This is a genomic window from Sphingobium sp. B2D3A, assembly GCF_025961795.1.
GTDB lineage: Bacteria > Pseudomonadota > Alphaproteobacteria > Sphingomonadales > Sphingomonadaceae > Sphingobium.
In genome coordinates this window covers 1,004,914-1,026,437 of sequence record NZ_JAOQOI010000001.1, presented here as the reverse complement: position 1 = coordinate 1,026,437, position 21,524 = coordinate 1,004,914, and the positions used below count along the sequence as shown (strand labels likewise).

The 21,524-nt window shown below is 63.3% G+C and carries 19 protein-coding genes; 9 read left to right on the top strand and 10 right to left on the bottom strand.

What is annotated here, in order from left to right; all coding sequences use genetic code 11:
- Positions 1–23: 23 nt before the first annotated feature.
- From M2337_RS04810 to mnmA, 3 genes are all read right to left on the bottom strand, one after another.
- The gene (locus M2337_RS04810; protein WP_264571888.1) at positions 24–755 is read right to left on the bottom strand and encodes a hypothetical protein; all 732 of its coding nucleotides are present in this window, start codon (positions 753–755) and stop codon (positions 24–26) included.
- Between the two features lie 144 nt (positions 756–899).
- The gene (locus M2337_RS04805; RefSeq protein ID WP_264588587.1) at positions 900–1,634 is read right to left on the bottom strand and encodes a hypothetical protein; all 735 of its coding nucleotides are present in this window, start codon (positions 1,632–1,634) and stop codon (positions 900–902) included.
- A gap of 140 nt (positions 1,635–1,774) precedes the next feature.
- A complete protein-coding gene (gene mnmA, locus M2337_RS04800; protein WP_264571886.1) occupies positions 1,775–2,881 on the bottom strand; it encodes a tRNA 2-thiouridine(34) synthase MnmA in 1,107 nt (368 codons plus the stop codon).
- A gap of 161 nt (positions 2,882–3,042) precedes the next feature.
- Between mnmA and M2337_RS04795 the strand changes: the two genes are divergently transcribed.
- The gene (locus M2337_RS04795; protein WP_181558526.1) at positions 3,043–3,363 is read left to right on the top strand and encodes a hypothetical protein; all 321 of its coding nucleotides are present in this window, start codon (positions 3,043–3,045) and stop codon (positions 3,361–3,363) included.
- A gap of 80 nt (positions 3,364–3,443) precedes the next feature.
- Positions 3,444–3,743 carry a DUF1153 domain-containing protein gene (locus tag M2337_RS04790; RefSeq protein ID WP_181561284.1) on the top strand — a complete coding sequence of 100 codons (300 nt, stop codon included), beginning with the start codon at positions 3,444–3,446 and terminating at the stop codon, positions 3,741–3,743.
- Positions 3,744–3,813: 70 nt separating this feature from the next.
- Here M2337_RS04790 and M2337_RS04785 read toward each other — a convergent pair whose 3' ends face one another.
- Complete coding sequence (locus M2337_RS04785) at positions 3,814–4,362, bottom strand: metal-dependent hydrolase (RefSeq protein WP_264571885.1); 549 nt, start codon at positions 4,360–4,362, stop codon at positions 3,814–3,816.
- Positions 4,363–4,413: 51 nt separating this feature from the next.
- A complete protein-coding gene (locus tag M2337_RS04780) occupies positions 4,414–4,812 on the bottom strand; it encodes a hypothetical protein (protein WP_264572354.1) in 399 nt (132 codons plus the stop codon).
- A gap of 307 nt (positions 4,813–5,119) precedes the next feature.
- Between M2337_RS04780 and M2337_RS04775 the strand changes: the two genes are divergently transcribed.
- Together M2337_RS04775 and M2337_RS04770 are read left to right on the top strand one after the other, a co-directional pair.
- Positions 5,120–6,622 (top strand): phospholipase D-like domain-containing protein, encoded by a 1,503-nt coding sequence (locus M2337_RS04775; RefSeq protein ID WP_264571884.1) that lies wholly within the window; start codon positions 5,120–5,122, stop codon positions 6,620–6,622.
- A gap of 100 nt (positions 6,623–6,722) precedes the next feature.
- A complete protein-coding gene (locus tag M2337_RS04770) occupies positions 6,723–8,408 on the top strand; it encodes a carboxylesterase/lipase family protein (RefSeq protein WP_264571883.1) in 1,686 nt (561 codons plus the stop codon).
- A 108-nt stretch (positions 8,409–8,516) separates the two neighbouring features.
- Here M2337_RS04770 and M2337_RS04765 read toward each other — a convergent pair whose 3' ends face one another.
- From M2337_RS04765 to M2337_RS04750, 4 genes are all read right to left on the bottom strand, one after another.
- Positions 8,517–9,623 (bottom strand): alpha/beta hydrolase, encoded by a 1,107-nt coding sequence (locus M2337_RS04765; protein WP_264571882.1) that lies wholly within the window; start codon positions 9,621–9,623, stop codon positions 8,517–8,519.
- A 28-nt stretch (positions 9,624–9,651) separates the two neighbouring features.
- Positions 9,652–11,325, bottom strand: a complete 1,674-nt coding sequence (locus M2337_RS04760; protein ID WP_413716243.1) for a cation acetate symporter — start codon at positions 11,323–11,325, stop codon at positions 9,652–9,654.
- Between the two features lie 29 nt (positions 11,326–11,354).
- Positions 11,355–11,672 (bottom strand): DUF485 domain-containing protein, encoded by a 318-nt coding sequence (locus M2337_RS04755; protein WP_181558521.1) that lies wholly within the window; start codon positions 11,670–11,672, stop codon positions 11,355–11,357.
- Between the two features lie 327 nt (positions 11,673–11,999).
- A complete protein-coding gene (locus tag M2337_RS04750; RefSeq protein WP_264571880.1) occupies positions 12,000–12,437 on the bottom strand; it encodes a DUF1810 domain-containing protein in 438 nt (145 codons plus the stop codon).
- A gap of 172 nt (positions 12,438–12,609) precedes the next feature.
- Between M2337_RS04750 and paoA the strand changes: the two genes are divergently transcribed.
- From paoA to paoC, 3 genes are read left to right on the top strand one after another with little or no spacing between them, the layout of a single operon-like run.
- Positions 12,610–13,245 carry an aldehyde dehydrogenase iron-sulfur subunit PaoA gene (gene paoA, locus M2337_RS04745; protein WP_264571879.1) on the top strand — a complete coding sequence of 212 codons (636 nt, stop codon included), beginning with the start codon at positions 12,610–12,612 and terminating at the stop codon, positions 13,243–13,245.
- Positions 13,242–14,192, top strand: coding sequence for an FAD binding domain-containing protein (locus tag M2337_RS04740; protein WP_264571878.1), 951 nt, complete (start codon positions 13,242–13,244; stop codon positions 14,190–14,192). The genes paoA and M2337_RS04740 overlap by 4 nt, the downstream gene beginning before the upstream one ends.
- A gap of 4 nt (positions 14,193–14,196) precedes the next feature.
- Positions 14,197–16,398, top strand: coding sequence for an aldehyde oxidoreductase molybdenum-binding subunit PaoC (gene paoC / locus M2337_RS04735; RefSeq protein ID WP_264571877.1), 2,202 nt, complete (start codon positions 14,197–14,199; stop codon positions 16,396–16,398).
- A gap of 230 nt (positions 16,399–16,628) precedes the next feature.
- Here paoC and M2337_RS04730 read toward each other — a convergent pair whose 3' ends face one another.
- The gene (locus M2337_RS04730; protein ID WP_264571876.1) at positions 16,629–17,063 is read right to left on the bottom strand and encodes a BLUF domain-containing protein; all 435 of its coding nucleotides are present in this window, start codon (positions 17,061–17,063) and stop codon (positions 16,629–16,631) included.
- Between the two features lie 446 nt (positions 17,064–17,509).
- Between M2337_RS04730 and M2337_RS04725 the strand changes: the two genes are divergently transcribed.
- Together M2337_RS04725 and M2337_RS04720 are read left to right on the top strand one after the other, a co-directional pair.
- On the top strand, positions 17,510–18,580 hold the full coding sequence (locus tag M2337_RS04725; RefSeq protein WP_264571875.1) for an alpha/beta hydrolase: 1,071 nt from the start codon (positions 17,510–17,512) through the stop codon (positions 18,578–18,580).
- Positions 18,581–18,865: 285 nt separating this feature from the next.
- On the top strand, positions 18,866–21,400 hold the full coding sequence (locus M2337_RS04720; RefSeq protein ID WP_264571874.1) for a TonB-dependent receptor: 2,535 nt from the start codon (positions 18,866–18,868) through the stop codon (positions 21,398–21,400).
- The last annotated feature ends 124 nt before the right edge of the window (positions 21,401–21,524 follow it).

Genomic DNA, 21,524 nt, shown 5'->3' with positions numbered 1-21,524 from the left:
CGAGGGACGGGCCCGCTAGATCGTCAGTCGGCCTCGCAAAATGTCCGGTAGGTATGCAGCTCATGCACGCCGGTAACGATGCCGAAGCGGTTCATATACTCTTCCGCCTCGCGCGCCGCCTCGCGGAAATCATAGGTCGCGCCGATGGGCTTGGTGTGTCGGAGCGCCGTTCCGTCGACGACGCCCGTCTTCCAGCTTTCTTTCTCCGCGAGCACCGGCCACACCGGGTCCAACCCCCAGCCATATTTCAGCGAGGGGAAGGGAAAGACGATGTCGAACACTTCGCGGCGAAAGGCGACCAAAGGGCCGACCTCCGTAAAGTTCGTCTCACGCACCAACACGCCCTTGCGCCGCCGCATGATGTCCCACCCCCAATAAGAGTAGGCGCGCTGCGCGGGGCCGCAGATCTTCAGCTCGGCATATTCGGCGAGCGCAAGGAAAGTGTCCATGAACTGGTCGGGCAGTTCGACATCGTCGTCGGTCATTACCACCCAGTCGAATTCGCTAAGGTCATGCCGCGCCAGGAGGACGTTGGTGTTGTCCAGCTTGCCGAGATTATCGACGCCCTTGCTGGCAAAGGTGATGCGGTGTCGCTGGCTCTGCATCCGAGCATAGATTTCGCCCAGCGATTGCGGCGAGCGGTTCGATTGAACGCCAACCACGAGAACCCGCAAGCTCGGCATGGACTGGAAGTGCTGGGAAGCCCGAAAGCGGGCAATTTTGGGATCGATGGCGCGATCGTGGAAAACGTCCACCACCCGGCCTGAGAGATTCCTCGCGGTTCGACTCGCCCGACCCTTGATCCTTTTCAAAATTGCCATGAACGCACTCCCGCAAACCGTCACTCGCCCTACGACATGGGAGTTGACGTTTTATTCACGGCAAAGCGCACAGGATCGTCAGCCCGCCTCGTAAAATGTCCGGTAGGTATGCAGCACATGCACGCCGGTGACGATGCCGAAGCGGTTCATATACTCTTCCGCTTCGCGCGCCGCCTCGCGGAAATCATAGGTCGCGCCGATGGGTTTGGTGTGCCGGAGCGCCGTGCCGTCGACGACCCCGGTCTTCCAGCCTTCCTTCTCCGCAAGCACCGGCCAGACGGTGTTGACGCCCCAACCGTATTTCAGCGAGGGGAAGGGAAAGACGATGTCGAACACCTCGCGGCGGAAGGCGACCAGCGGGCCGACCTCCGCAAAGTTCGTCTCGCGCACCAACGCGCCCTTGCGACGGCGCATGATCTCGCGGCTCCAATAAGAATAGCCGCGCTGCGCGGGACCGCAGATCTTCAGCTCGGCATATTCGGCGAGCGCAAGGAAGGTGTCCATGAACTGGTCGGGCAGTTCGATATCGTCATCGGTCATCACCACCCAGTCGAACGCGTTGAGATCATGCCGCGCGAGGAGGACGTTGGTGTTGTCCAGCTTGCCGAGATTATCGACGCCCTTGCTGTCAAAGGTGATGCGGTGGCGCTCGCTCTGCATCCGGCCATAGATTTCGCCGAGCGATTGCGGCGAGCGGTTCGATTGAACGCCGACCACGAGAACCCGCAGGCTCGGCATGGACTGGAAGTGCTCGGAAGCCCGAAAGCGGGCGATTTTGGGATCGATCGCCCGATCGTGGAAAACATCCACCAACCGACCCGAAAGGTTCCTTGCGATCCGATTCGCCCGACCCTTGATCCTCTTCAAAATTGCCATGGACGCACTCCGCAAGCCGCCACTCACCTCTAAGCCATGGGAGTTGACGTTTTGTTTCACGGTAGGGCTCGCGGCCCTTATGCGATGGCCATCTCCGCGCCTTCCGTTTCCGCGATCCAGCCGCCGCCGAGCACCCGGTCGCCATCGTAGAGCACTGCCGCCTGACCCGGCGCCACGCCAAATTCTTCGCTCTCGAAGATCAGACGGTCGCCATCCAACCGGGCAGGAACGGGACGGGCCATCGACCGCACCTTAGCGCTCAAGCTTCCATAGAACGTCCCGCCGAGCCAGTTGATCTCGTCGAGGCGCGCGGCGCGCACGGCCAGTGCCGCCTTCGGCCCGACGATCACCCGGCGCTGCGCTGCATCCAAGCGCACAACATAGAGCGGCTCTGCGAGGCCGCCGATCTCCAGCCCGCGCCGCTGGCCGACCGTATAATGGATCAGGCCCTTATGCGGCCCCAGCACACGGCCATCGATATGGACGATCTCCCCCGCATCATCGGCTTCGGGCCGCATTTTTCGCACCACGCCGGCATAGTCGCCATCCGGCACGAAGCAGATGTCCTGACTGTCCGGTTTGAGCGCAACCCCAAGCCCCAGTTCGGCCGCGATCTGCCGGACGACCGGCTTTTCCATGCCGCCGAGGGGAAAGCGCAGATAATCGAGCTGGTCCTGCGTCGTGGCGAACAGAAAATAGCTCTGGTCCCGCGCGGGATCGACAGCGCGATGCAACTCAGCCCCGGCCGGGCCTTCAACGCGCCGGACATAATGGCCGGTCGCCAGGCAATCGGCACCCAGATCGCGGGCCAGCGCGAACAGGTCGGTGAACTTGACGCCCATATTGCAGCGGACACACGGAATCGGCGTGCGGCCGGCCAGATACTCATCGGCGAAGCGGTCCATCACGCTTTCGCGGAAGCGGCTTTCATAATCGAAGACATAATGCGCGATGCCGAGCTTGTCTGCGACCGCCCGCGCATCGCGAATATCCTGCCCGGCGCAGCAGCTTCCCGTCCGCCCCACGGCGGCGCCATGATCGTAAAGCTGCAGCGTGACGCCGATCGTTTCCGCGCCCGACCGTGCGGCCAGCGCCGCAACCACGCTGGAATCCACGCCGCCGGACATGGCAACGACGATGCGCTTGCCCTGCAGAGGCGTTGGAAGCTGAAAAAGTCCGTCCATTGGCACCATATAAGCGCATTGGGGCGCAGCGACCAGCACCCGCAACCGGTGACCAGCGAGTAAAGACCGTCCGTCGCGGTCTATGCACCGGTAATCTCACCTAACAACCTGTCACCACGGCCTTTACGAGCGCTTATCTTTTGGCTGCTAGCAGGGTGGCCATGGACATAAGTGCCAACCTCGATGATCAGGCCCTGCCTGTCGCCCTGGCAAGCGGACGCAGCCCCCGGATCCCGGATCTGCGCCTGCTGCTCACGGTTCACGCCGCGCGCCAGGATACGACACCGACGGCCCGGGCCATTCGTGAAGCCGATCTTCCGGTCGTGCTTGCGGATGAGCCGTCACGGCTGAGCCTGATCTTTGCATCGAACACACCGAGCCCCGCAACGCTGCGACGCGCGGCGGGATCGTTCAATGCATCCGTGGCGGCATTCATGGCGGTGGGGACCAATGGTGAAGGCGCCGTTCACTCTGGCGGTTAGCCGGAGTGAAAAGCTTTGGGGTCAACATCATGAGCAAGAAGACCGTGTCAGACCGATCCCCGTCGGTGAATGAGGAAAGAATGATCGAGAACCAGAAGATTCGCCCTGCTCAAGTCGTCGGCCCTCTCGGTGAGCCGCTGACGCTTGACTCGCTGCCGCCGCCATCGACCACGCGTTGGGTCGTTCGGCGCAAGGCGGAAGTCGTGGCGGCCGTCAATGGCGGCCTGCTGACAGTGGACGAAGCCTGTGCGCGTTACGATCTGACGCTCGAGGAATTCGCCAGTTGGCAGCGCGCGGTGGACCGGTCCGGCATGCCGGGGCTGCGGGTCACACGGATCCAGCATTACAAGTCGCTTTACGAGCGCCAACAGCGCTTCTGAGGCAGCGCGGGGCCTAGCCCCCCGCGCTCAAAGAAACAGGCCCGCCCGAGCCATCGGCGCGGGCCTTTCTTTATGCGCGATTGTGGGACGACTTTGCTTTGAGGCGGCGCCAGCGGCGCCAAAGCCACGCGGCGGTCATCATCGCCAGTCCGGGCAGCCAGATCAGCAGCAGTTCGGAGTAGGCCGTCTCCAGCCCACGTGCCGAGAAGAAGCCCGCGCCGATCGGGGAGACGCGGATCGGCTGCCAGTCGAGGAACAGCCGCTGATGGTCGAACGGCCATAACAGCATCACGCCCTGCCCGCCGTCGGTCAGCATATCGAGCAGAGGATGGGACACTGCGCAGGCGAACAGAAAGGCAAAGGCCGCTGGACGTCGCGCGCGCGGCCAGACCAGCGCGATCAGGCCGACCACGCCGAATGCAAACGCCAGCGAATGGGTAAAGCCTCGATGCCCCCATTTGCTGGCATAGCCGATGCCGAGGGGAAAGCCGATCACATCGAGGTCCGGCAGGGCAGCGAGCGCACCCCCGATGATCGCAAGGGCTGGCGCAATCCGGCGCCGGCCCAGCGCACCGCCGGTGAATAGGGATATGGCGGCATGGCTGAAGATGGTCGGCATGTCGCCTCTCTGCGCGACTTTCGGCTGTCAGCCAACCGCCATCGTCGACGCTCAGTAGCCGACCGTCAGCCCCACGGACACATAACGGTCCCCGACATTGCCCTTCACGGCAACGCGGGGCAGCAGGGGCATGGCGACGGTGCCATAGACGCGCGGCTCCTCGCCGCTGATCCGCGCGCCGATGCCGATGCGCAGGGACATAGGGATCTGATAAGCCGCTTCTACCCGGCCATAGGCAGCCGTACCGCCATCGCGCAGATAAACCCCGGCGCCCGGCGTGAGGCTGAAGCCTGCAAAGTCCACCGCATAACCAGCGCCCAGTTCAGCACCCCAGCGCCCATTGGCGCGGGCATAATTGCCCTCCGCCCCCAGCCCTTCTGCCTGCGCGGGGACAGCAAGACCCGCCAGCGCAAGCGCTGTGCAGGATATCAGGACGGTGCGAACGGTCATCATCTTGAAAACTCCGGAAACTGGGCTCGCGTTGGCTAGGCGTGCGGTTCCAGCAGCAACGTTGCGGGGACGAACCGAGTCGCCGGCGCGACGGACAGACTCCGGCCCCCCCGCGAGCCATCGCGCACAGTTCCGCGCGAAAAGTGGCAAGGCTCCGGGCACCCTTTTGCGTTGCAACCGTAATGATAGCCGTTACGCCTCAGGGTTCCGATGGCGATTGAAACGGGGAAAGCATGATCGAAGCAGGCCGCCTACAGCCCCACCCTCGCGGACACGTCGAGGCGGGGGTCGCGGGGAGCGCGTCGGCATGAAGGGCAATTATTGGCGGGCTGCCAAGGCCGCGAAAGCCTGCGTGATCGTCGATGCGGAGGATTATTTCCGGTTCGCGCGGCAAGCCATGATCCGCGCCCGCAAGCGCATCATGCTGGTCGGCTGGGACTTCGACGCGCGGATCGAACTCGCGCACCGGGAAGAGGGGCAACCCGATGGACCGGAACCGACTACCATCGGCGATCTCATCTACTGGCTGGTCGAGACCAATCCCGAGCTCGAAGTCTATCTGCTACGCTGGGACCTCGGCGCCATTGGCTCGCTGTTCCGCGGCAAGACCATCTTCACCGTGGCCAAATGGGCCATCCATCCGCGCATCCATGTGAAGCTGGACGCTCATCACCCCACCGGCGGGTCGCATCATCAGAAGATCGTCGTGATCGACGATTGCTTCGCCTTTTGCGGCGGGATCGACATGACCGGCGACCGGTGGGACACGCGCGCCCATCGTGACGAGGAACCCGAGCGGCATCGCCCCGGCAAAGGGCCGGCCTACATGCCCTGGCACGATGCGACGACCGCGCTGCAGGGGCCGGCGGCGGCTGCGCTGGGCGAGCATTCGCGCGACCGCTGGAAGCGGGCGACCGGGCAGACCATTGCCGGCATCCGCAGCAAGCACGACGTCTGGCCGGAAGCGCTGCCCGTGCAATTCGAGGATGTGGAGGTTCTCATCGCCCGCACGGCACCCAAAATGCCGGATCAGCGCGAGGTAACCGAGATCGAGCAGCTCTATATCGAGCAGATCGGGCGCGCGAAGCGGTGGATCTATGCCGAAAGCCAGTATTTCGCCTCCCGCCGCATCGCCGAAGCCATGGCCCGGCGACTGGACGAGCCGGACGGGCCGGAGATCGTGATCGTCAATCCCGAAGCCGCGCAGGGCTGGCTCGAACCGCTGGCGATGGATACCGCGCGCGCCCGACTGGTGGCCGCGCTGCGGCGGCGGGACAAGCATGGCCGCTTCCGGCTCTACCATCCGGTCACGCGCGATCAGGAGCCGATCTACGTCCACGCCAAGGTGATGATCGTGGATGATATGATCCTGCGCGTTGGCTCATCAAACATGAATGCGCGCTCCCTGCGGCTCGACACGGAATGCGACGTGGCCGTGGACTGCTCCCGGCCGAGCAATTCTGGATGCAGCACCGCCATCGCGGAGGTTCGCAACGATCTGCTGGCCGAGCATCTCGATGCCAGCATCGCACAGGTCGAGAAAAAGCTAGCCGCCAGCGGATCGCTGATCGAGACGATCGAGGCGCTCCGCTTCAAGGGCCGGAAAAATGCGAAGAGCCGCCGGCGCACGCTGGTGCCCTATGAGATTCCCGATCTCACAGGCGTCGAAGCTTGGCTGGCGGACAACCAGATCCTCGACCCGGAAGGACCGGACGACATGTTCGAAGCCCTGAGCAACCGCGGCCTGCTCCGCCGCCTCTCCGGCTGGCGCCGTAGCAGGGCTGATCCTGCGCAACGATCAAGCGGGTAGCGCGGCACAGCCCTATTGTGGGCCTTACCCGGCTTGCTTCCGCGCGCGAAGGGCCTAAACCTGTAATCGATTGCGACCCCATTAGGGCAAGGAGAGGAACATGACAGGTTCGCGTGGAAAGGGCGCAAGTCGTCGGGCGCTTCTGCAAGGGCTTGTCGCCACCGGTGCCTTAGCCAGCGCGGCGCGATCGGCGCAGGCGAGTCCCGGAGCCGTCGGCGGGCGCGGTCCCATTTTTGCCGGCGCAGGCATGGCGGATGTCGAGACCGCCAGCGGCCGGGTGCGCGGCTTCATGCGGGGCGGGATCACCATGTTTCGCGGTATCCCCTATGCCGACACGACCGGCGGCGCCAATCGCTTCCTCCCGCCCAAGCCAGCCAAGCCGTGGACCGGCGTGCGCAGCAGCCTCGCTTATGGGCCGATCTGCCCGCAGGACAAGGGCACAGGCCGCCAGAATGACGAAGAGGCCTTCATTTTCCAGTGGAATGACAGCTTCGACGGCGAGGATTGTCTGCGCATCAATATCTGGACGCCCGGCACGGACAATGCCCGACGCCCGGTGATGGTCTGGCTCCACGGCGGCGGATTTGTCGCCGGCTCCGGGCACGACATCCCCGCCTTCGAGGGCTATAATCTCGCCCAGCGGGGCGATGTGGTGGTCGTCACGCTCAATCACCGTCTCAACCTGCTCGGTTTTCTCGACCTCTCCTCCGTGGACCCGGCCTATGCGCAGTCCGGCAATGTCGGCATGCTGGATATCGTCGCGGCGCTGCAATGGGTGAAGCGCAATATCGAGGCCTTTGGCGGCGATCCCGGTCGGGTCACGATCTTTGGCCAGTCCGGCGGCGGCGCCAAGGTTTCGACGCTGATGGCCACGCCCGCCGCGCGCGGCCTGTTTCACCGCGCGATTGTTCAGAGCGGCTCCTTCGCCAAGGCCACGCCCCACGCTCAGGCCCGTAAGCTGGGGGAACTCATGCTGGCGGAGTTGGGCATCGGCAAAACCGATCTGCGTGCCTTGCACTCCCTACCCTATGATCGCTTGCTGGCGGCGAGCTCGGCCATCTTCCGCCGGGAGAATCCGCCACTGCCCGAAGGCGGCTCTATGGAGGCTCGGACCCGCGGCCGCTACGGCTTTACCCCGGTAGTGGATGGCGCGGTGCTGCCCGCCAATCCCGACGCACCGCAGTCCCTTGCGCTGTCGGCCGATGTGCCGCTGATCGTCGGCACGACCCTCAACGAGTTCACCACCGGGATCAACCAGCCCGACTTTTTCACGATGAGCGAGGCGGAGCTGCTGAACCGGGCTGATCGCTACACGGGAGGGCGCGGCGCGGCGGTGGTGGCCGCGTTCCGCCGGACGACGCCGGAGGCCCTGCCCTGCGACATCTGGTCACGCATCGCCACCGCACCGATCCGCCAGACCGCCATCGATCAGGCGAGCGGGAAGGCCGCGCTGCGTCGCGCCCCGGCATGGCTTTACAGCTTTGATCGGAGCACGCCCGTGCTGGACGGGCGTCCGCGCGCATTCCACTGCGCGGAAATCCCCTATGTCTTCGCCAATGCCGAACGATGTGCCAGCATGACCGGTGGCGATGCCGCCGCCCTTAAACTGGAGGCCGAAATGGCCGACGCGTGGATTGCTTTCGCGCGGACGGGCAATCCCAATCATGGCAGGCTGGCGCAATGGGACGCCGTGGCGGGCCATGGCGCGCAGACCATGCGGTTCGACACCGTCTCGGCCATGCGAACCGGTTGGGACGAGTCCGAGCTCGGCGCGATGAAAGGCTGACGACCCACGCCCGGTCGACGGTAAGGAAAAGGGGGCGACCTTGCGGTCGCCCCCGTCTGTGCTCTCCGACCGGTGAGGGCCGGAAGACGCCGTGGATCAAGCTACGGCTTATTTCTCTGGCGTCGCCAGAGCGCGGCGCAGGGCTTCGATGCGGGCTTTGTTGAATTGCTTGGCCTGCGGCGAGTCCGGCGCCATCGCGTCGAAGCCGTGATAGGCGGAGGGCACGACGAGCAGCTCGGTCGGTACGCCGGCCTCGGTCAGGCGACGGGCATAGTCGATGTCTTCGCTCACGAAGAGATCGACACCGCCGACAGCGATGAACGCGGGCGGCAGACCCTTGAGCGAAGCAGCGCGCGCCGGCACGGCGGTGGCCGGCACCTTGTTCGTGCCCGGCTGCTGGCCGAGGAACGCCTTCCAGCCGAGCTGGTTCTGCTGCGCGTCCCAGCCGACTGTGGCGATGTGCGAAGGCACCTTCACCACGCCGCCGGTGCGGTCATCCAGCATCGGGTAGATGAGCACCTGGAAAGCAACCGGGATTTCGCCGCGGTCGCGCGCAGTCAGCGCCAGCAGCGCCGCATGGCCACCACCGGCACTCTCGCCCATCACGGCGATCCGCTTGGGATCGAGACCAAGCTTGGCGGCATTGTCATGCATCCAGCGCAGGCCGGCATAATTGTCTTCGATGGACCCGGCATAGGTCGTTTCCGGCGCGAGGCGATATTCGACGGAGACGATGACCACGTTCAGTTCCTTGGCCATCTCCTGCAGGCGACGCACGTCCGTGGCGGCCGTGCCGAGGATGTAGCCGCCGCCATGCGTGTGCAGGATGCCGCCGCGCCAGGCGCCTTCCTGCGCATTGATGACGTACAGCTTGACCTGCGGCGCGCCGGCCACGCCGGGGATCATCTGCTCGACGACCGGAACGTCGCGGTGATGCGGCGGCGGGGGCGGCCCCATGCGGCCCGACGTGCGCGAGGCGCGCACGCTTTCCTCGTTCATCGGCCCCATCAGGGTCGAATAATAGAGCGCCATGCGGGCGGCGCCGTGCAGTTCCGGCGCGATGGGCGCGAGCTTGGCGGCATCCTCCGCGCTCAGCGGGGCCGCCATGACGGCGGCGGGATCGGGCAGCGGCTGGGCGCTGGCCATGTGGGCCGGGCCAGTCGTGGCGAGCAGCGCCGCCACCAGCCAGGCCGAGGATCGGTTCAGAAACTTCATGAATGCGTCTCCTGTCGCATGAGTCAGATCAATGATCGCTGGCGCCCGCAGCACCGATGCCGGTCTCCGACCGGATGCGCTGGGCGGTGTAGCCAGCCCGGTCCACCTGCGCCCGCGCGCTGCGGTCGAGCGTCGAGATCAGCCAGATGGTGAAGAAGGCCAGCGGCATCGACACCAATGTGGGCGAGGCGAGCGGGAAGATGGGGTGCGCGGCGCCAAGCTGGCCGACCCAGATCACAGGCGAGAGGATGGTCAGCGCCAGCGCGGTCAGCGTGCCGATGGCCGAGCCCCAGGCAACGCCGCGCGTCGTGCAATCCTTCCACAGGATAGAGAGCAAGAGGGCGGGGAAGTTGCCCGAAGCAGCCACGGCGAAGGCCAGGCTCACCATGAACGCGACATTCTGCTTCTCGAACGCGATCCCCAGCCCGACCGCGATCAGGGCCAGTACCAGCACGGTGATCCGCGACAGGCGCAGTTCGGTCGCCTGATCGACATTGCCCTTGCGGATGACCGAGGCGTAGAGATCATGCGCGATGGTCGAGGCGCCGGAAAGGGTAAGCCCGGCCACCACTGCCAATATGGTGGCAAAGGCGACCGCCGAAACGAAGCCCATGAATACTTCGCCACCGACCGCGTCGGCCAAGTGCACCGCCGCCATATTGCTGCCACCGCGCAGGCCGCCGGTCAGCGCATCGAGATAGACGGGGTTGCTGCCGACGAACACGATCGCGCCAAAGCCGATGATGAAGGTGAGCACATAGAAATAGCCGATCCACCCCGTCGCCCACAGCACGGAGGCGCGTGCCGTGCGGGCATCGCGCACGGTGAAGAAGCGCATGAGGATATGCGGCAGGCCGGCGGTGCCGAACATTAGCGCCATGCCGAGCGAAATCGCAGACAGCGGGTCCTTGATGAAGCCGCCGGGTGCGAGAATGCCCCGCGCGCTCGCCGCCGCTGCATCGGCGCTGGCGCCTGCGGCCAGCGCAATCGCCTGCTTGGCGGCGACGGCCTGCTCGAACAGCGTGTCCAGCGAGAAGCCGACCCGATACAGCACGGCGAGCGACATGAAGGTGGCGCAACCGAGCAGCATGACCGCCTTGATGATCTGCACCCAGGTCGTCGCAATCATCCCGCCAAACAGCACATAAGCGGTGATCGCGAGGCCGATGATCCCGACGGCATAGGGATAGGGAATGCCGAACAGCAGCTGGATGAGCTGCCCCGCGCCGACCATCTGCGCAATCAGATAGAACAGCACCACGGTCAGCGAACTGAAGGCGGAGGAAATGCGCACCGGCGTCTGTGCGAAGCGGAACGCGACCGCATCGACAAAGGTGTAGCGCCCGAGATTGCGCAACCGCTCGGCGAGCAGGAACAGGATGATCGGCCAGCCGACCAGAAAACCTGTGGAGTAGATCAGCCCATCATAGCCATCGGCATAAATCTGCGCGGAGATGCCGAGGAACGAGGCGGCGGACATATAGTCGCCGGCGATGGCCAGACCGTTCTGCCGACCGCTGATGCCGCCGCCAGCCGTATAGAAGTCGCTCGTCGTGCGCGTCCGTCGCGCGGCCCAGGCCGTAACGCCCAGAGTGACGATGATGAACAGGCCGAAGGTGACCACGGCCGGCATATTGGGACCGCCATTGCCCGGCGTCGCCGCGCGGGCGATCCCGGGCATGAGCGCGCCGACAGCCACCATGAGGGCAAGCGCCGCCCAGCGCGAACCGCTCACAGGCGATGCTCCGCGCGCAGCGCATCCAGCTCGGCATCGAACCGGCGGTTGGCAATCCAGACATACAGGCCGGTCAGCGCGATGCCCGAGAGGATCACCGCCATGCCCAAAGGCACGCCAATGGTCGTCGTCATGCCCGGCAATGGCTGGCCAAGAATGGTGCGCCCGAACGCCACCAGCAGGATGAAGCCGAAGAAGATCGCCATCATCACGCCGCTCAGAATCCAGCCGAGACGGCCACGGGCCTGGACGAGAGCCTGATAATGCGGATCCCGGCTTATGGCCGCAAGTTCATGATCGCCATCCAGATCCATCAGCCACTCCCCTCGCCCGCCACATTTATGTGCGACAGGCTATTGTCCATCGATTGCAAGTCAATCCCTCATCCGGCGGCTGGGGACTTTATCCGCATGGGTCGCCCAACTCTGCCCGGCCAGGTGTGCAGGATGGCCGGGCAGAGGGTTCGGGCGGCCCGAACTCGTAGGCCCGAAAGCAATTTTGCAATCGATTGCCATTCAATACACGGGAGGTTCGGCTGTGACAAGCGTGGGTTGAAATCGGCGATGGGGCGAATTTTTATAGGAAGGTTTACGATACGTTCGCCGGGCGATATGAGCCTCCGCTTCATCAACCGCCCTCTTTCAGGCTGATGAACCCATCTGCCCCAGAATTTCGACGGTGCGTTCGTCCGGGCTGCCAAACCAGCGTTCGATCGCCGCACGGAAGATCGGCCTGCTCTCAGCGCTGTTGAAGAGTGTCAGCGACGACCTGAGCTTTATGGCGTCGATGGCTCCGAAGACTTGCTCAGCGCTGGAACCATCCAGCTCCTGTAATGCGATAGTGCATTCCTCATAGCGCGGGCCGAGGACCGGATGCGCCAGATAGGCTTTGGCTTCGGCGCGCGAGCGGATCGCGAAGTGCCGCGCCGTGGGGCTGGTCCCCAGGCCCGCAATCTGCGGAAAGATGAACCACATCCAGTGCGTTCGTTTTGCACCGCTGCGGATTTCCGCCAGGGCCTGCGCGTAGCGTCCCTGCTGGGCGTCGACAAACCGGTTCAGATCGAATGGATCGCTGGTCATCCCGCAACGTTGGCAGTGGGAGCCTGTAAAGCCAACCTGTCCCGAGCGGCTGAACAGGCCGGGCAGTGCCGCGCCTGTCCGCCACCCACGATAATTTGGAAGCCAATTGGCGGCTGCTGCGTTCGGCCAGCATGGGATTATCCAATCAGCAGGTGCGAAGGACGACGATGCCATGGATCGATCGGAGGAGTGGCACGTCTCTCGACGCGGCGTGCTGGTTGGCGGCTCGGCCACGGCGGCGACCATGAGCCTGAACAACGCCGATGCTCGGCAGCCCCTGCCGCAAGTTCGCGAGGCGATGGCCGAGGTTACCCTGAGCGTAAATGGTCAGCCGCGCAGGTTCAAAACCGATACGCGCACCACCTTGCTCGATGCGCTGCGCGAAGAGCTCAAACTCACCGGCACGAAAAAAGGCTGCGACCATGGCCAGTGCGGCGCCTGCACCGTGCTGGTCGACGGTGTCCGGATCAACAGCTGCCTGACGCTCGCGGTGATGCATGATGGCGACAAGGTCACCACCATCGAAGGGCTGGGCACGCCGGAGCAGCTCCACCCGATGCAACGCGCCTTCGTCAAGCATGATGGCTATCAGTGCGGCTATTGCACGCCGGGCCAGATTTGCTCCGCGGTGGCCATGCTGGACGAGATCGCAGCCGGTGTGCCGAGCCATGTCACCGATGATCTGTCGGCCCAACCGCAACTCAGCAATGCGGAACTGCGCGAGCGGATGAGCGGCAATATCTGCCGCTGCGGCGCCTATTCCAACATTGCCGAGGCGATTACCGAAGTCGCGGAGGCCAAGGCATGAGACCGTTCACTTATGAGCGCGCGAGCTCGCCCGCTCAGGCCGCGACGGGCGTCTTGAGCCAGCAGGGCGCCCGCTTCATTGCCGGCGGCACGAACCTGCTGGACCTCATGAAGCTGCAGATCGAAACGCCGACCCATCTGGTCGATGTCCAGGATCTGAAGCTTGATCAGATCACGCAAGAGCCCGATGGCGGCCTGCGGATCGGCGCGCTCGTCACCAATACAGCGCTTGCGGCGGATCGGCGCGTGCGCAGCGATTATGCGGTCCTGAGCCGGGCCATTCTGGCCGGCGCGTCCGGGCAGCTGCGCAACAAGGCGACCACCGGCGGCAATCTGCTGCAGCGGACCCGCTGTCCCTATTTCTACGATACCAACCAACCCTGCAACAAACGTCAGCCCGGGACTGGCTGCGCGGCTATTGAGGGCGCCTCCCGCCAGTTGGCGGTGATTGGCGGCAGCGCTGCATGTATCGCGACGAACCCCAGCGACATGGCGGTTGCGATGCGGCTGCTGGATGCGCGCGTGGAGACGGTCGATGCACAGGGCAATGTCCGGTCGATCGACATTGCCGACTTCCATAAATTGCCCGGCGACACACCGCATGTGGAAACCGCGCTGGCGCCTGGCGAACTGATCACGGCCGTGCTGCTGCCCAAGCCGGTTGGCGGCCAGCATGTCTATCACAAGGTGCGCGACCGGGCCTCCTATGCCTTTGCGCTCGTATCGGTGGCGGCGATCCTCCAGCCGGATGGCACAGGCCGCGTTGCGGTGGGCGGGATTGCGCCCAAGCCCTGGCGCACGGACGCCGCGGATGCCGCGCTCCCGCAAGGGGCGGAGGCAGTGGCCCGGCACCTCCTCGCCGGCGCCGCGCCGACCAGGGACAATGCATTCAAGATCGAGCTGGTCGAGCGGACGCTTGCCGGCATCTTGCACGACGCGAAGGGTTGATGCCGTGAAGTTCGATGCCCCCGCTACCCAGAACCCGATCGACCAGCTCAAGGTCGTCGGCAAGTCCACCGATCGCATCGACGGGCCGCTCAAGACGACGGGGCGCGCACCCTATGCCTATGAGCGGCATGATGTCGCCGCGAACCAGGCCTATGGTTTCGTCGTCGGCGCGGCCATCGCCAAGGGGACGATCCGGTCGTTCGATCTGGTCGACGCCAAGGCCGCGCCTGGCGTGCTCTCGATCATCACCACGTTGGACCATAAGCCGCTGCCGCTCGGCGGCCAGAACACCGCCAATCTGTTCGGCGGAGCCGAAATCCAGCATTATCATCAGGCGATTGCGCTCGTGGTCGCCGAGACCTTTGAGCAGGCCCGCGCGGCCGCGTCGCTGATCCGGGTCGATTATGTCCGGCAGGCCGGCAAATTCGATCTCGAGCGTGAGGCGTCCCGGGCCGAGCCCGTTCCGGACGAGGACGAGACCAACAAAGCCGGCGATTTTGCGGCCAGCTACGCCAAGGCTGAGGTCAAGCTCGACCAGCGCTACAGCACGCCGGACGAAAGCCATGCGATGATGGAGCCGCATGCCACCATCGCCGCATGGGAGGGCGAGAAGCTCACCGTCTGGACGTCGAACCAGATGATCGCCTGGGGCAAGCGCGATCTTGCCAACGCCCTATCACTCAAGCCCGAGCAGGTGCGGCTCGATTCCCCCTATGTCGGGGGCGGCTTTGGCGGGAAATTGTTTCTGCGCTCCGATGTCGTTCTTGCGGCGCTGGGGGCCAAGACGGTTGGGCGGCCGGTGAAAGTCGCGCTCACGCGTCCGCTCATCATCAATAACACGACCCATCGGCCCGCGACGCTGCAGCATATCCGGATCGGCGCGAACAAGGATGGGCTCATTCTCGCGATCTCGCATGAGAGCATTTCGGGAAACCTGCCGGACGGCGAGCCCGAGACCGCCGTTCAGCAAAGCAAGCTTTTCTACGCGGGGGAAAGCCGGGAAGTCGCTATGAAGCTGGCGCAGCTCGATCTGCCGGAAGGCAACGCAATGCGCGCGCCTGGCGAAGCGCCGGGGCTGATGGCGCTGGAGATCGCCATGGATGAAATGGCCGAGACGCTGGGGATGGACCCGGTGGAATTTCGTATCCTGAACGATACGCAGGTCGATCCGATGAAGCCCGAGCGTCCCTTTTCGGCGCGTCATTTCGTCGAGTGCCTCAGGACCGGCGCGGAGCGCTTCGGATGGCACAAGCGCAAGGCGACCCCCGGCTCCGTGCGTGAGGGCCGCTGGCTCATCGGTATGGGCGTGGCCGGCGGTTTTCGGAATAACCAACTGACCAAATCTGCGGCACGGGTCCGGCTGTCGGGCGACGGCAAGGTCACCGTCGAGACCGACATGACCGATATCGGCACCGGCACCTACACGATCATCGCCCAGACCGCGGCCGAGATGATGGGGGTGGACCTGGGCGATGTCATCGTGAAGTTGGGCGATTCTGATTTCCCCGCCGCAGCGGGCTCCGGCGGCCAATGGGGCGCGGCCAACTCGACGGCTGGCGTCTATGCCGCGTGCATCAAGATGCGCGACCAGGTGGCGGCGCGCTTGGGGCTGAACAATGCGGATGTGACGTTCGCCGATTGCGAAGTCCGCTCGGGCGATCGCGCCGTGCCTCTGCGCGACGCCGCGCGCGATGGGGAGCTCGTCGCCGAAGATGGCATCGACTATGCCGACGACTTTGCCGACCGGGCGCAGCAATCCACCTTCGCCGGTCATTTCGTGGAGGTCGGAGTCGACGCCTTTACGGGCGAAACCCGCATCCGGCGGATGCTCGCCGTGTGTGACGCCGGGCGCATCCTCAACCCCAAGTCAGCGCGGAGCCAGGTGATCGGCGCCATGACCATGGGCGCAGGCGCGGCCCTGATGGAGGAACTCGTCGTCGACAAGCGGTTCGGCTTCTTCGTCAATCACGACCTCGCGGGTTACGAAGTGCCGGTCCATGCCGATATCCCGCATCAGGACGTCATCTTTCTCGATACCACCGATCCCTGGTCCACGCCGATGAAGGCGAAGGGGGTGGGAGAACTGGGCATTTGCGGCGTGGGAGCCGCGGTCGCCAACGCCATCTACAATGCCACCGGCGTGCGGCTGCGTGATTATCCGATGACCTTGGACAAACATCTCTCGCGCTTACCGAAGGCGGTTTAGGCTGGTGCGGATGAGGCTTTAGTGAAGTAGCGCGGGACGGCCTGAGATAAGGCGCGAAGAAGACATGTCGCGGCGGCCAAGTCATGGTTACGAGGCGTGCTATCCCCTGTTTTCATCGAGGTCCTGCTCTGCTCCCTCTGATGTTGGACGAAGGGGCTCAATCGTCGCCCGAGATGACTATTCGGCGTTCTTACGAAGAAACATGCGCGTGGCTCCTGAGGTTGGGTCCGCTAATGACGCATGTTGGTGGTTTCTCCGGCCGGCTGACTATGGGATTTAGCAAAACCGTTGAAATAGGCTTTCAAATTTGCGTCGGTGACAGGTTCAAGCAAGCTTGCCACCTGCTCTTCAAGGGTCGAGCCCTCGTTGACGTCGCCACCCCGCTGAAATCCCATCTCCCAACGCGCGAACGACCGTGCCGCGATCGTCTTGTTATTCAGTTGGACCACGGCATAGTGACGCTGATCCTTTGAAATGCGCGCGAACGTCGAGTTGACGGCATCTTCCGGGCCTTCGAGAACCTGGAGGAAGCGCCGATTCCCTACCACGAGCAAGCCCGTTATATCAGCGAGCCGGTTATTCCGTCGGGACGCAACCAAAATTTCCTCGAGCTCCGCATCCGAAAGCGTTCGACGGACAGTGCTGATATATAAAATGCGATGCATGGCAGGCTCCTTAGCGACCGGGCTAGGGATGCGATGTTAATCAAATACTTCCAGCGCGGTGAGCCGAGTGCGCGAGCCGAAATCGACGAGGATTTGACTTTAAGTCATCAAATCCGCGTTCCGTTGCACCGGGGCGGATTTCCCTGTGCGCCCCTCATTTCACAGCCATCCATAGCGCAGGCGGACTTCTCAGGACGTACCCGGCCGCTTTCGGCCTGGAGCGGATCAACCGCTTCGAACGAAGAGGGATCGGGCTCTCTCGACTTCTGACCAGCAGCGTCGCCGACATGGCGTCTGGTCCAGTAACACCAAAACAAGCGCTGCTTGACCGATAAAACATGTAAACATATGTTTATAGTGATGAGTGCGCGCAGGTCGAATTGGCCTATGTGTGAAATGTGAGCCGCGAGAAGACTTCTGGCCTGACGGCAAGAGAGGATGCAGATATGAAGATGCGGTTGCTGGTTGCCCTTGGGCTTGTCACCGCCTCGCTGGCCGCTGGCGCCTCTCCCGCCGCTCCATCGATCGTAAGCGAGGCCGAAGCCCCCAACACCCAGGTTCGGGTGGAGCGACGGTTGGTGCACTCGCAAGCCATTGCCGGCAATCTTCTCAGAACCTCCGCCGAGCGCGAGGTCTTTGTCATTCTTCCCCCGAGTTATGACCGCGAAGCCAAGCGGCGATACCCCGTGGTTTACGCACTGCACGGCTTCTCCACCGATGCAGCAAGCTGGATGCAGAAACTCGATGCGGCCCGGCGGATCGCTGCAGCTTTTGCTGCGGGGGTGCCGGAGGTCATTGTCGTGTTCGCCGATGGGAGCAATGAATATGGCGGATCTTTCTATGGCAGTTCTACTGTCACCGGCGACTTCGAGACATTCATAGCGGATGAACTGCCTGCCTATATCGACCGGGAGTTCCGCTCGATTCCAGAGGCGGCCGCGCGTGGCTTGATGGGGCATTCCATGGGCGGCTACGGCGTCGCGCGCATTGGCATGAAGCGCCCAGGGCGGTTTGGCGTTCTCTACATGATGTCGCCCTGTTGCCTGAGCGCTCTCGGAACGCAGGGATTGACCGCAAAAGAAGTGAGGGAGATCAACGATCTTGCATCCCCTCAGGCAGCCCGGGGGCTTCCGTTCAAATATGCAGGGCCACTTGCGACCGCGGCCGCCTTCTCGCCCAATCCGGCGAAGCCGCCGCTCTTCGTCGATCTGCCGATTACGGAACAGGGCGAGTCGCGCGAGGCGATCATGGCCAAGCGCGCAGCCAATGCCCCGCTCAGTTTCATCGACCAGTATGTCGCTGCTCTCAGGACCTATCGCGCCATTGGCATCGACGTCGGCGATCAGGACACGATCGTCACCGCAGCAACCGAGCTCCATAAAAACCTAGATAACTATGCTATAAGCAATCAACTGGACATTTATCCGGGCGATCACAGCAGTAAAGTTCCGGAAAGACTGCAAAAAGAAGTCCTTCCATTCTTCGGAAAACATCTGAAAATTGTCGTAGATCGATAAACATATACATGAACTCTCTCAGCGAGATCATACATGTATACAAGACATATCTATAGTTGATCACTTATTTTATCGCCAGACTCATCACAGTCCTGTCTCATTTTTACAAAATAGATACATCGCACCTCCGCCAAATTCCTCTGGAGTTCGCCGATTATTAGGATTGCAGCTGCCGAAAATGCGCGCTAGATCGCTAACCGGAAAAATATCCGGAAATATGGCGAGCATCGCGAGGGGCGACGAGAGGGTCTCCATCTCGCTAGAATTCGCCCGAGGGAGACTGAGATGAAAAACCTGGAATTGGCAACCATAAGCTCGGCAGCGCTGGTTCTCGCTTTGTTAGCAGGGCCGGCAAGCGCACAGGTTGGATCGGCATCGGCGGCCCCGCAAGCGACGCCACAGGACAGCCGGGCAGGCGGCCTTGAGGACATCGTGGTTACCGCCACGCGCCAGTCGACGAATTTGCAGGATACGCCGATCGCCATCACCGCGGTCACGGCCGAGGCGATCGAGCAGAAGGGCATCACCAGTGTCGGCGAACTGACCGCTGTGGTTCCCAACACGCAATTCCGGAAGTCGCAGGGTGCATTCGGGCCCGGTATCGACGCGACAATCCGGGGGATCGGCAATCGGGACACGAGCCTCGCCAGCGAGCCTGTCGTCGCTTTCTATCTCGACGACGTCTATTTCCCGACGCTGCTCGGGTCGAACTTCGATCTTCTGGATATCGAGCATATCGAGGTGCTCCGGGGTCCGCAGGGCACCCTGTTTGGGCGGAATTCGCTCGCCGGCGCCGTCAACATCATCAGCAAGCAGCCCTCCACCAGCGATGTTTATGGACGTATTCAGATCACAGCCGGCTCCTATGACCGCATGGACTTCCGCGGCTCGCTGAATCTGCCGCTGAACGAGCAGCTCGCCCTCTCCGTTTCCGCGCTCTCGAAGAAGCGGACCGGCTATCAGAAGATCCTCGATTTCACCTGCGAGATGCGCGCGCGCGGCACGCCTGCGCTATCGGGCTCCTTGCCTTATGCCTCGACGCTCAACATGCCGACCGCCGGGTTCACGCCCAAGGATTGCGTCGTCGGCCATCAGGGCGGCGAAGATGTGCAGGCCTACCGGGGATCCTTGCTCTGGAAGCCGTCCGACGATCTGCGGTTCACGGTGACGGGCGACTATATCCGCGATACGAGCGAGAATAACGCCGATAGCATCGTCGGGATCATCAACAACCGGGTATCCGGGACGGTCGTGTCCGCCGCCAACACCTTGGGTCTGGCCTATGACACCCGCTTCCTGACGGGCGACCCCTACAGCACCTACGCCAGCTTCAGCGATCCCATCGCCGCAGGCACGGTCATCCCGGGCAACACATTCTATAATGGCTTGCGGATCAATGGTGTGGCCGTGCGCGGCGGCGCCCGCTTTTCGCCGTTCATCGACCTCAAGAACTGGGGCGTCTCAGCCAAGATGAGCTGGGACATCAATCCCGACATCAATTTCCTCGCGGTGGTCGCACACCGTGAGATGGTCGAGACCCATTCCTATGACGATGATGGCTCGCCGCTCAATGTGGTGTTGCGGTCCAATACCTTCTCGGAGGAATATTGGACGGCCGAAGCGCGCCTGTCCGGCAAGTCATCGTTCATCGACTGGGTCGTGGGCGGCTTCTACTTCACGGCCGATGGCTCGCAGCATGCCGCCTTCATCTCGCCCCAGAGCTCGTTCCAGCGGCTCATCGATTCTGAGTTCAACCCGACGAGCAAGGCGGTCTTCGCCAACGCCACGATCCGGCCATTTGGTGAAGCGCTGAGCTTCGTGGGCGGCCTGCGCTATTCGGACGATAAGAAGGTCGTCGACTTTTATAACGTCCTCGACACCTCGCCCAGCGCCAGCGACACGGTCTTTTACGTCGTTCCGCAGCAGACGCGGTTCGACTGGAAGGCCGGCGTCAATTATCAGCTGGCATCGAACGCGCTCATCTATGTGTCCGCTGCGACCGGCAACTCGCTTCCCGGCTTCGATCCGCGCCCGCAACAGCCCTCGCAGATCGCGCAATATGATGGCAATGACGACATTGCGTACGAGATCGGCGCCAAGCTCGATCTCTTCGATCGTCGGGTGCGCCTGAATCTCGCGGCCTTCTATACCGACTTCAAGAACCGCCCGACTTCGATTTCGGGATCCGAGGCCCTGCTGGATGCAAATGGTCAGCCCGTGCCCGGAAATCGCACGCTCGTCCCCCTCGCGGGAGGCCCTGCGGGGTCGACCACCTGCGGTGCGGTCGTGGCGGCAGGCACCGGCATCACCTGCCTCGGACGGACCTACTATCGCAATCAGGCTGCAAAAATCCGCGGCTTTGAAGCCGAGTATACCATCAATCCCGTCGATGGCCTGCTCATCAATGGCTCGGTGGGGTACACCAAGCTGACGGCGCCGGACATTCGGGAGCGCGCAGTCAACCGTCGGCAGAATTCGCCGTTCTGGACGGCGAATGCGGGCGTGCAGTACACGGCGGAGCTTCCGTCACTGGCCGGATCGATCACGCCCCGGGTGGACTGGATCTATGAATCGAGCCAGGTGGTGTCCGGCACGTCGACCACCTTTGATGACCTTATGCCGGCGCGTTCGGTCTTCAATGCCCGCCTGACCTACGACAACGACGAATATGACTTCTCGATCGCCGTGGGAGCCACGAACCTGTTCAACAAGGTTTATTATTATAACGTGTTCGACTCCCAGGCCTTGGGGGCGGCGTATACTAACGCTCAGCCAGCAGCGCCGCGCCAGTTCTACCTGACTGTGGAGAAGAGCTTCTAATAATGCGCTGAGCCGAGCATTCGGCTTACCCCCAAGCGACACAGGGCTGTCGGCTGGCGCCGGCGGCCCTGTCTGCTTTCTCCCACCATGCAAGACCGCCTAAGGGCGTCAGCTTGATTCTGAC

What these genes read in the sequence shown, in the direction of transcription:
- M2337_RS04760 (WP_413716243.1), bottom strand. Translation starts at nt 11,325, where the DNA reads ATGGTGGCTGTCGGCGCGCTCATGCCCGGGATCGCCCGCGCGGCGACG.
- M2337_RS04765 (WP_264571882.1), bottom strand. Translation starts at nt 9,623, where the DNA reads ATGAAGTTTCTGAACCGATCCTCGGCCTGGCTGGTGGCGGCGCTGCTC.
- M2337_RS04795 (WP_181558526.1), top strand. Translation starts at nt 3,043, where the DNA reads ATGGACATAAGTGCCAACCTCGATGATCAGGCCCTGCCTGTCGCCCTG.
- M2337_RS04740 (WP_264571878.1), top strand. Translation starts at nt 13,242, where the DNA reads ATGAGACCGTTCACTTATGAGCGCGCGAGCTCGCCCGCTCAGGCCGCG.
- M2337_RS04780 (WP_264572354.1), bottom strand. Translation starts at nt 4,812, where the DNA reads ATGACCGTTCGCACCGTCCTGATATCCTGCACAGCGCTTGCGCTGGCG.
- paoA (WP_264571879.1), top strand. Translation starts at nt 12,610, where the DNA reads ATGGATCGATCGGAGGAGTGGCACGTCTCTCGACGCGGCGTGCTGGTT.
- M2337_RS04725 (WP_264571875.1), top strand. Translation starts at nt 17,510, where the DNA reads ATGAAGATGCGGTTGCTGGTTGCCCTTGGGCTTGTCACCGCCTCGCTG.
- M2337_RS04720 (WP_264571874.1), top strand. Translation starts at nt 18,866, where the DNA reads ATGAAAAACCTGGAATTGGCAACCATAAGCTCGGCAGCGCTGGTTCTC.
- M2337_RS04785 (WP_264571885.1), bottom strand. Translation starts at nt 4,362, where the DNA reads ATGCCGACCATCTTCAGCCATGCCGCCATATCCCTATTCACCGGCGGT.
- M2337_RS04750 (WP_264571880.1), bottom strand. Translation starts at nt 12,437, where the DNA reads ATGACCAGCGATCCATTCGATCTGAACCGGTTTGTCGACGCCCAGCAG.
- M2337_RS04730 (WP_264571876.1), bottom strand. Translation starts at nt 17,063, where the DNA reads ATGCATCGCATTTTATATATCAGCACTGTCCGTCGAACGCTTTCGGAT.
- M2337_RS04790 (WP_181561284.1), top strand. Translation starts at nt 3,444, where the DNA reads ATGATCGAGAACCAGAAGATTCGCCCTGCTCAAGTCGTCGGCCCTCTC.
- M2337_RS04775 (WP_264571884.1), top strand. Translation starts at nt 5,120, where the DNA reads ATGAAGGGCAATTATTGGCGGGCTGCCAAGGCCGCGAAAGCCTGCGTG.
- M2337_RS04755 (WP_181558521.1), bottom strand. Translation starts at nt 11,672, where the DNA reads ATGGATCTGGATGGCGATCATGAACTTGCGGCCATAAGCCGGGATCCG.
- M2337_RS04770 (WP_264571883.1), top strand. Translation starts at nt 6,723, where the DNA reads ATGACAGGTTCGCGTGGAAAGGGCGCAAGTCGTCGGGCGCTTCTGCAA.
- mnmA (WP_264571886.1), bottom strand. Translation starts at nt 2,881, where the DNA reads ATGGACGGACTTTTTCAGCTTCCAACGCCTCTGCAGGGCAAGCGCATC.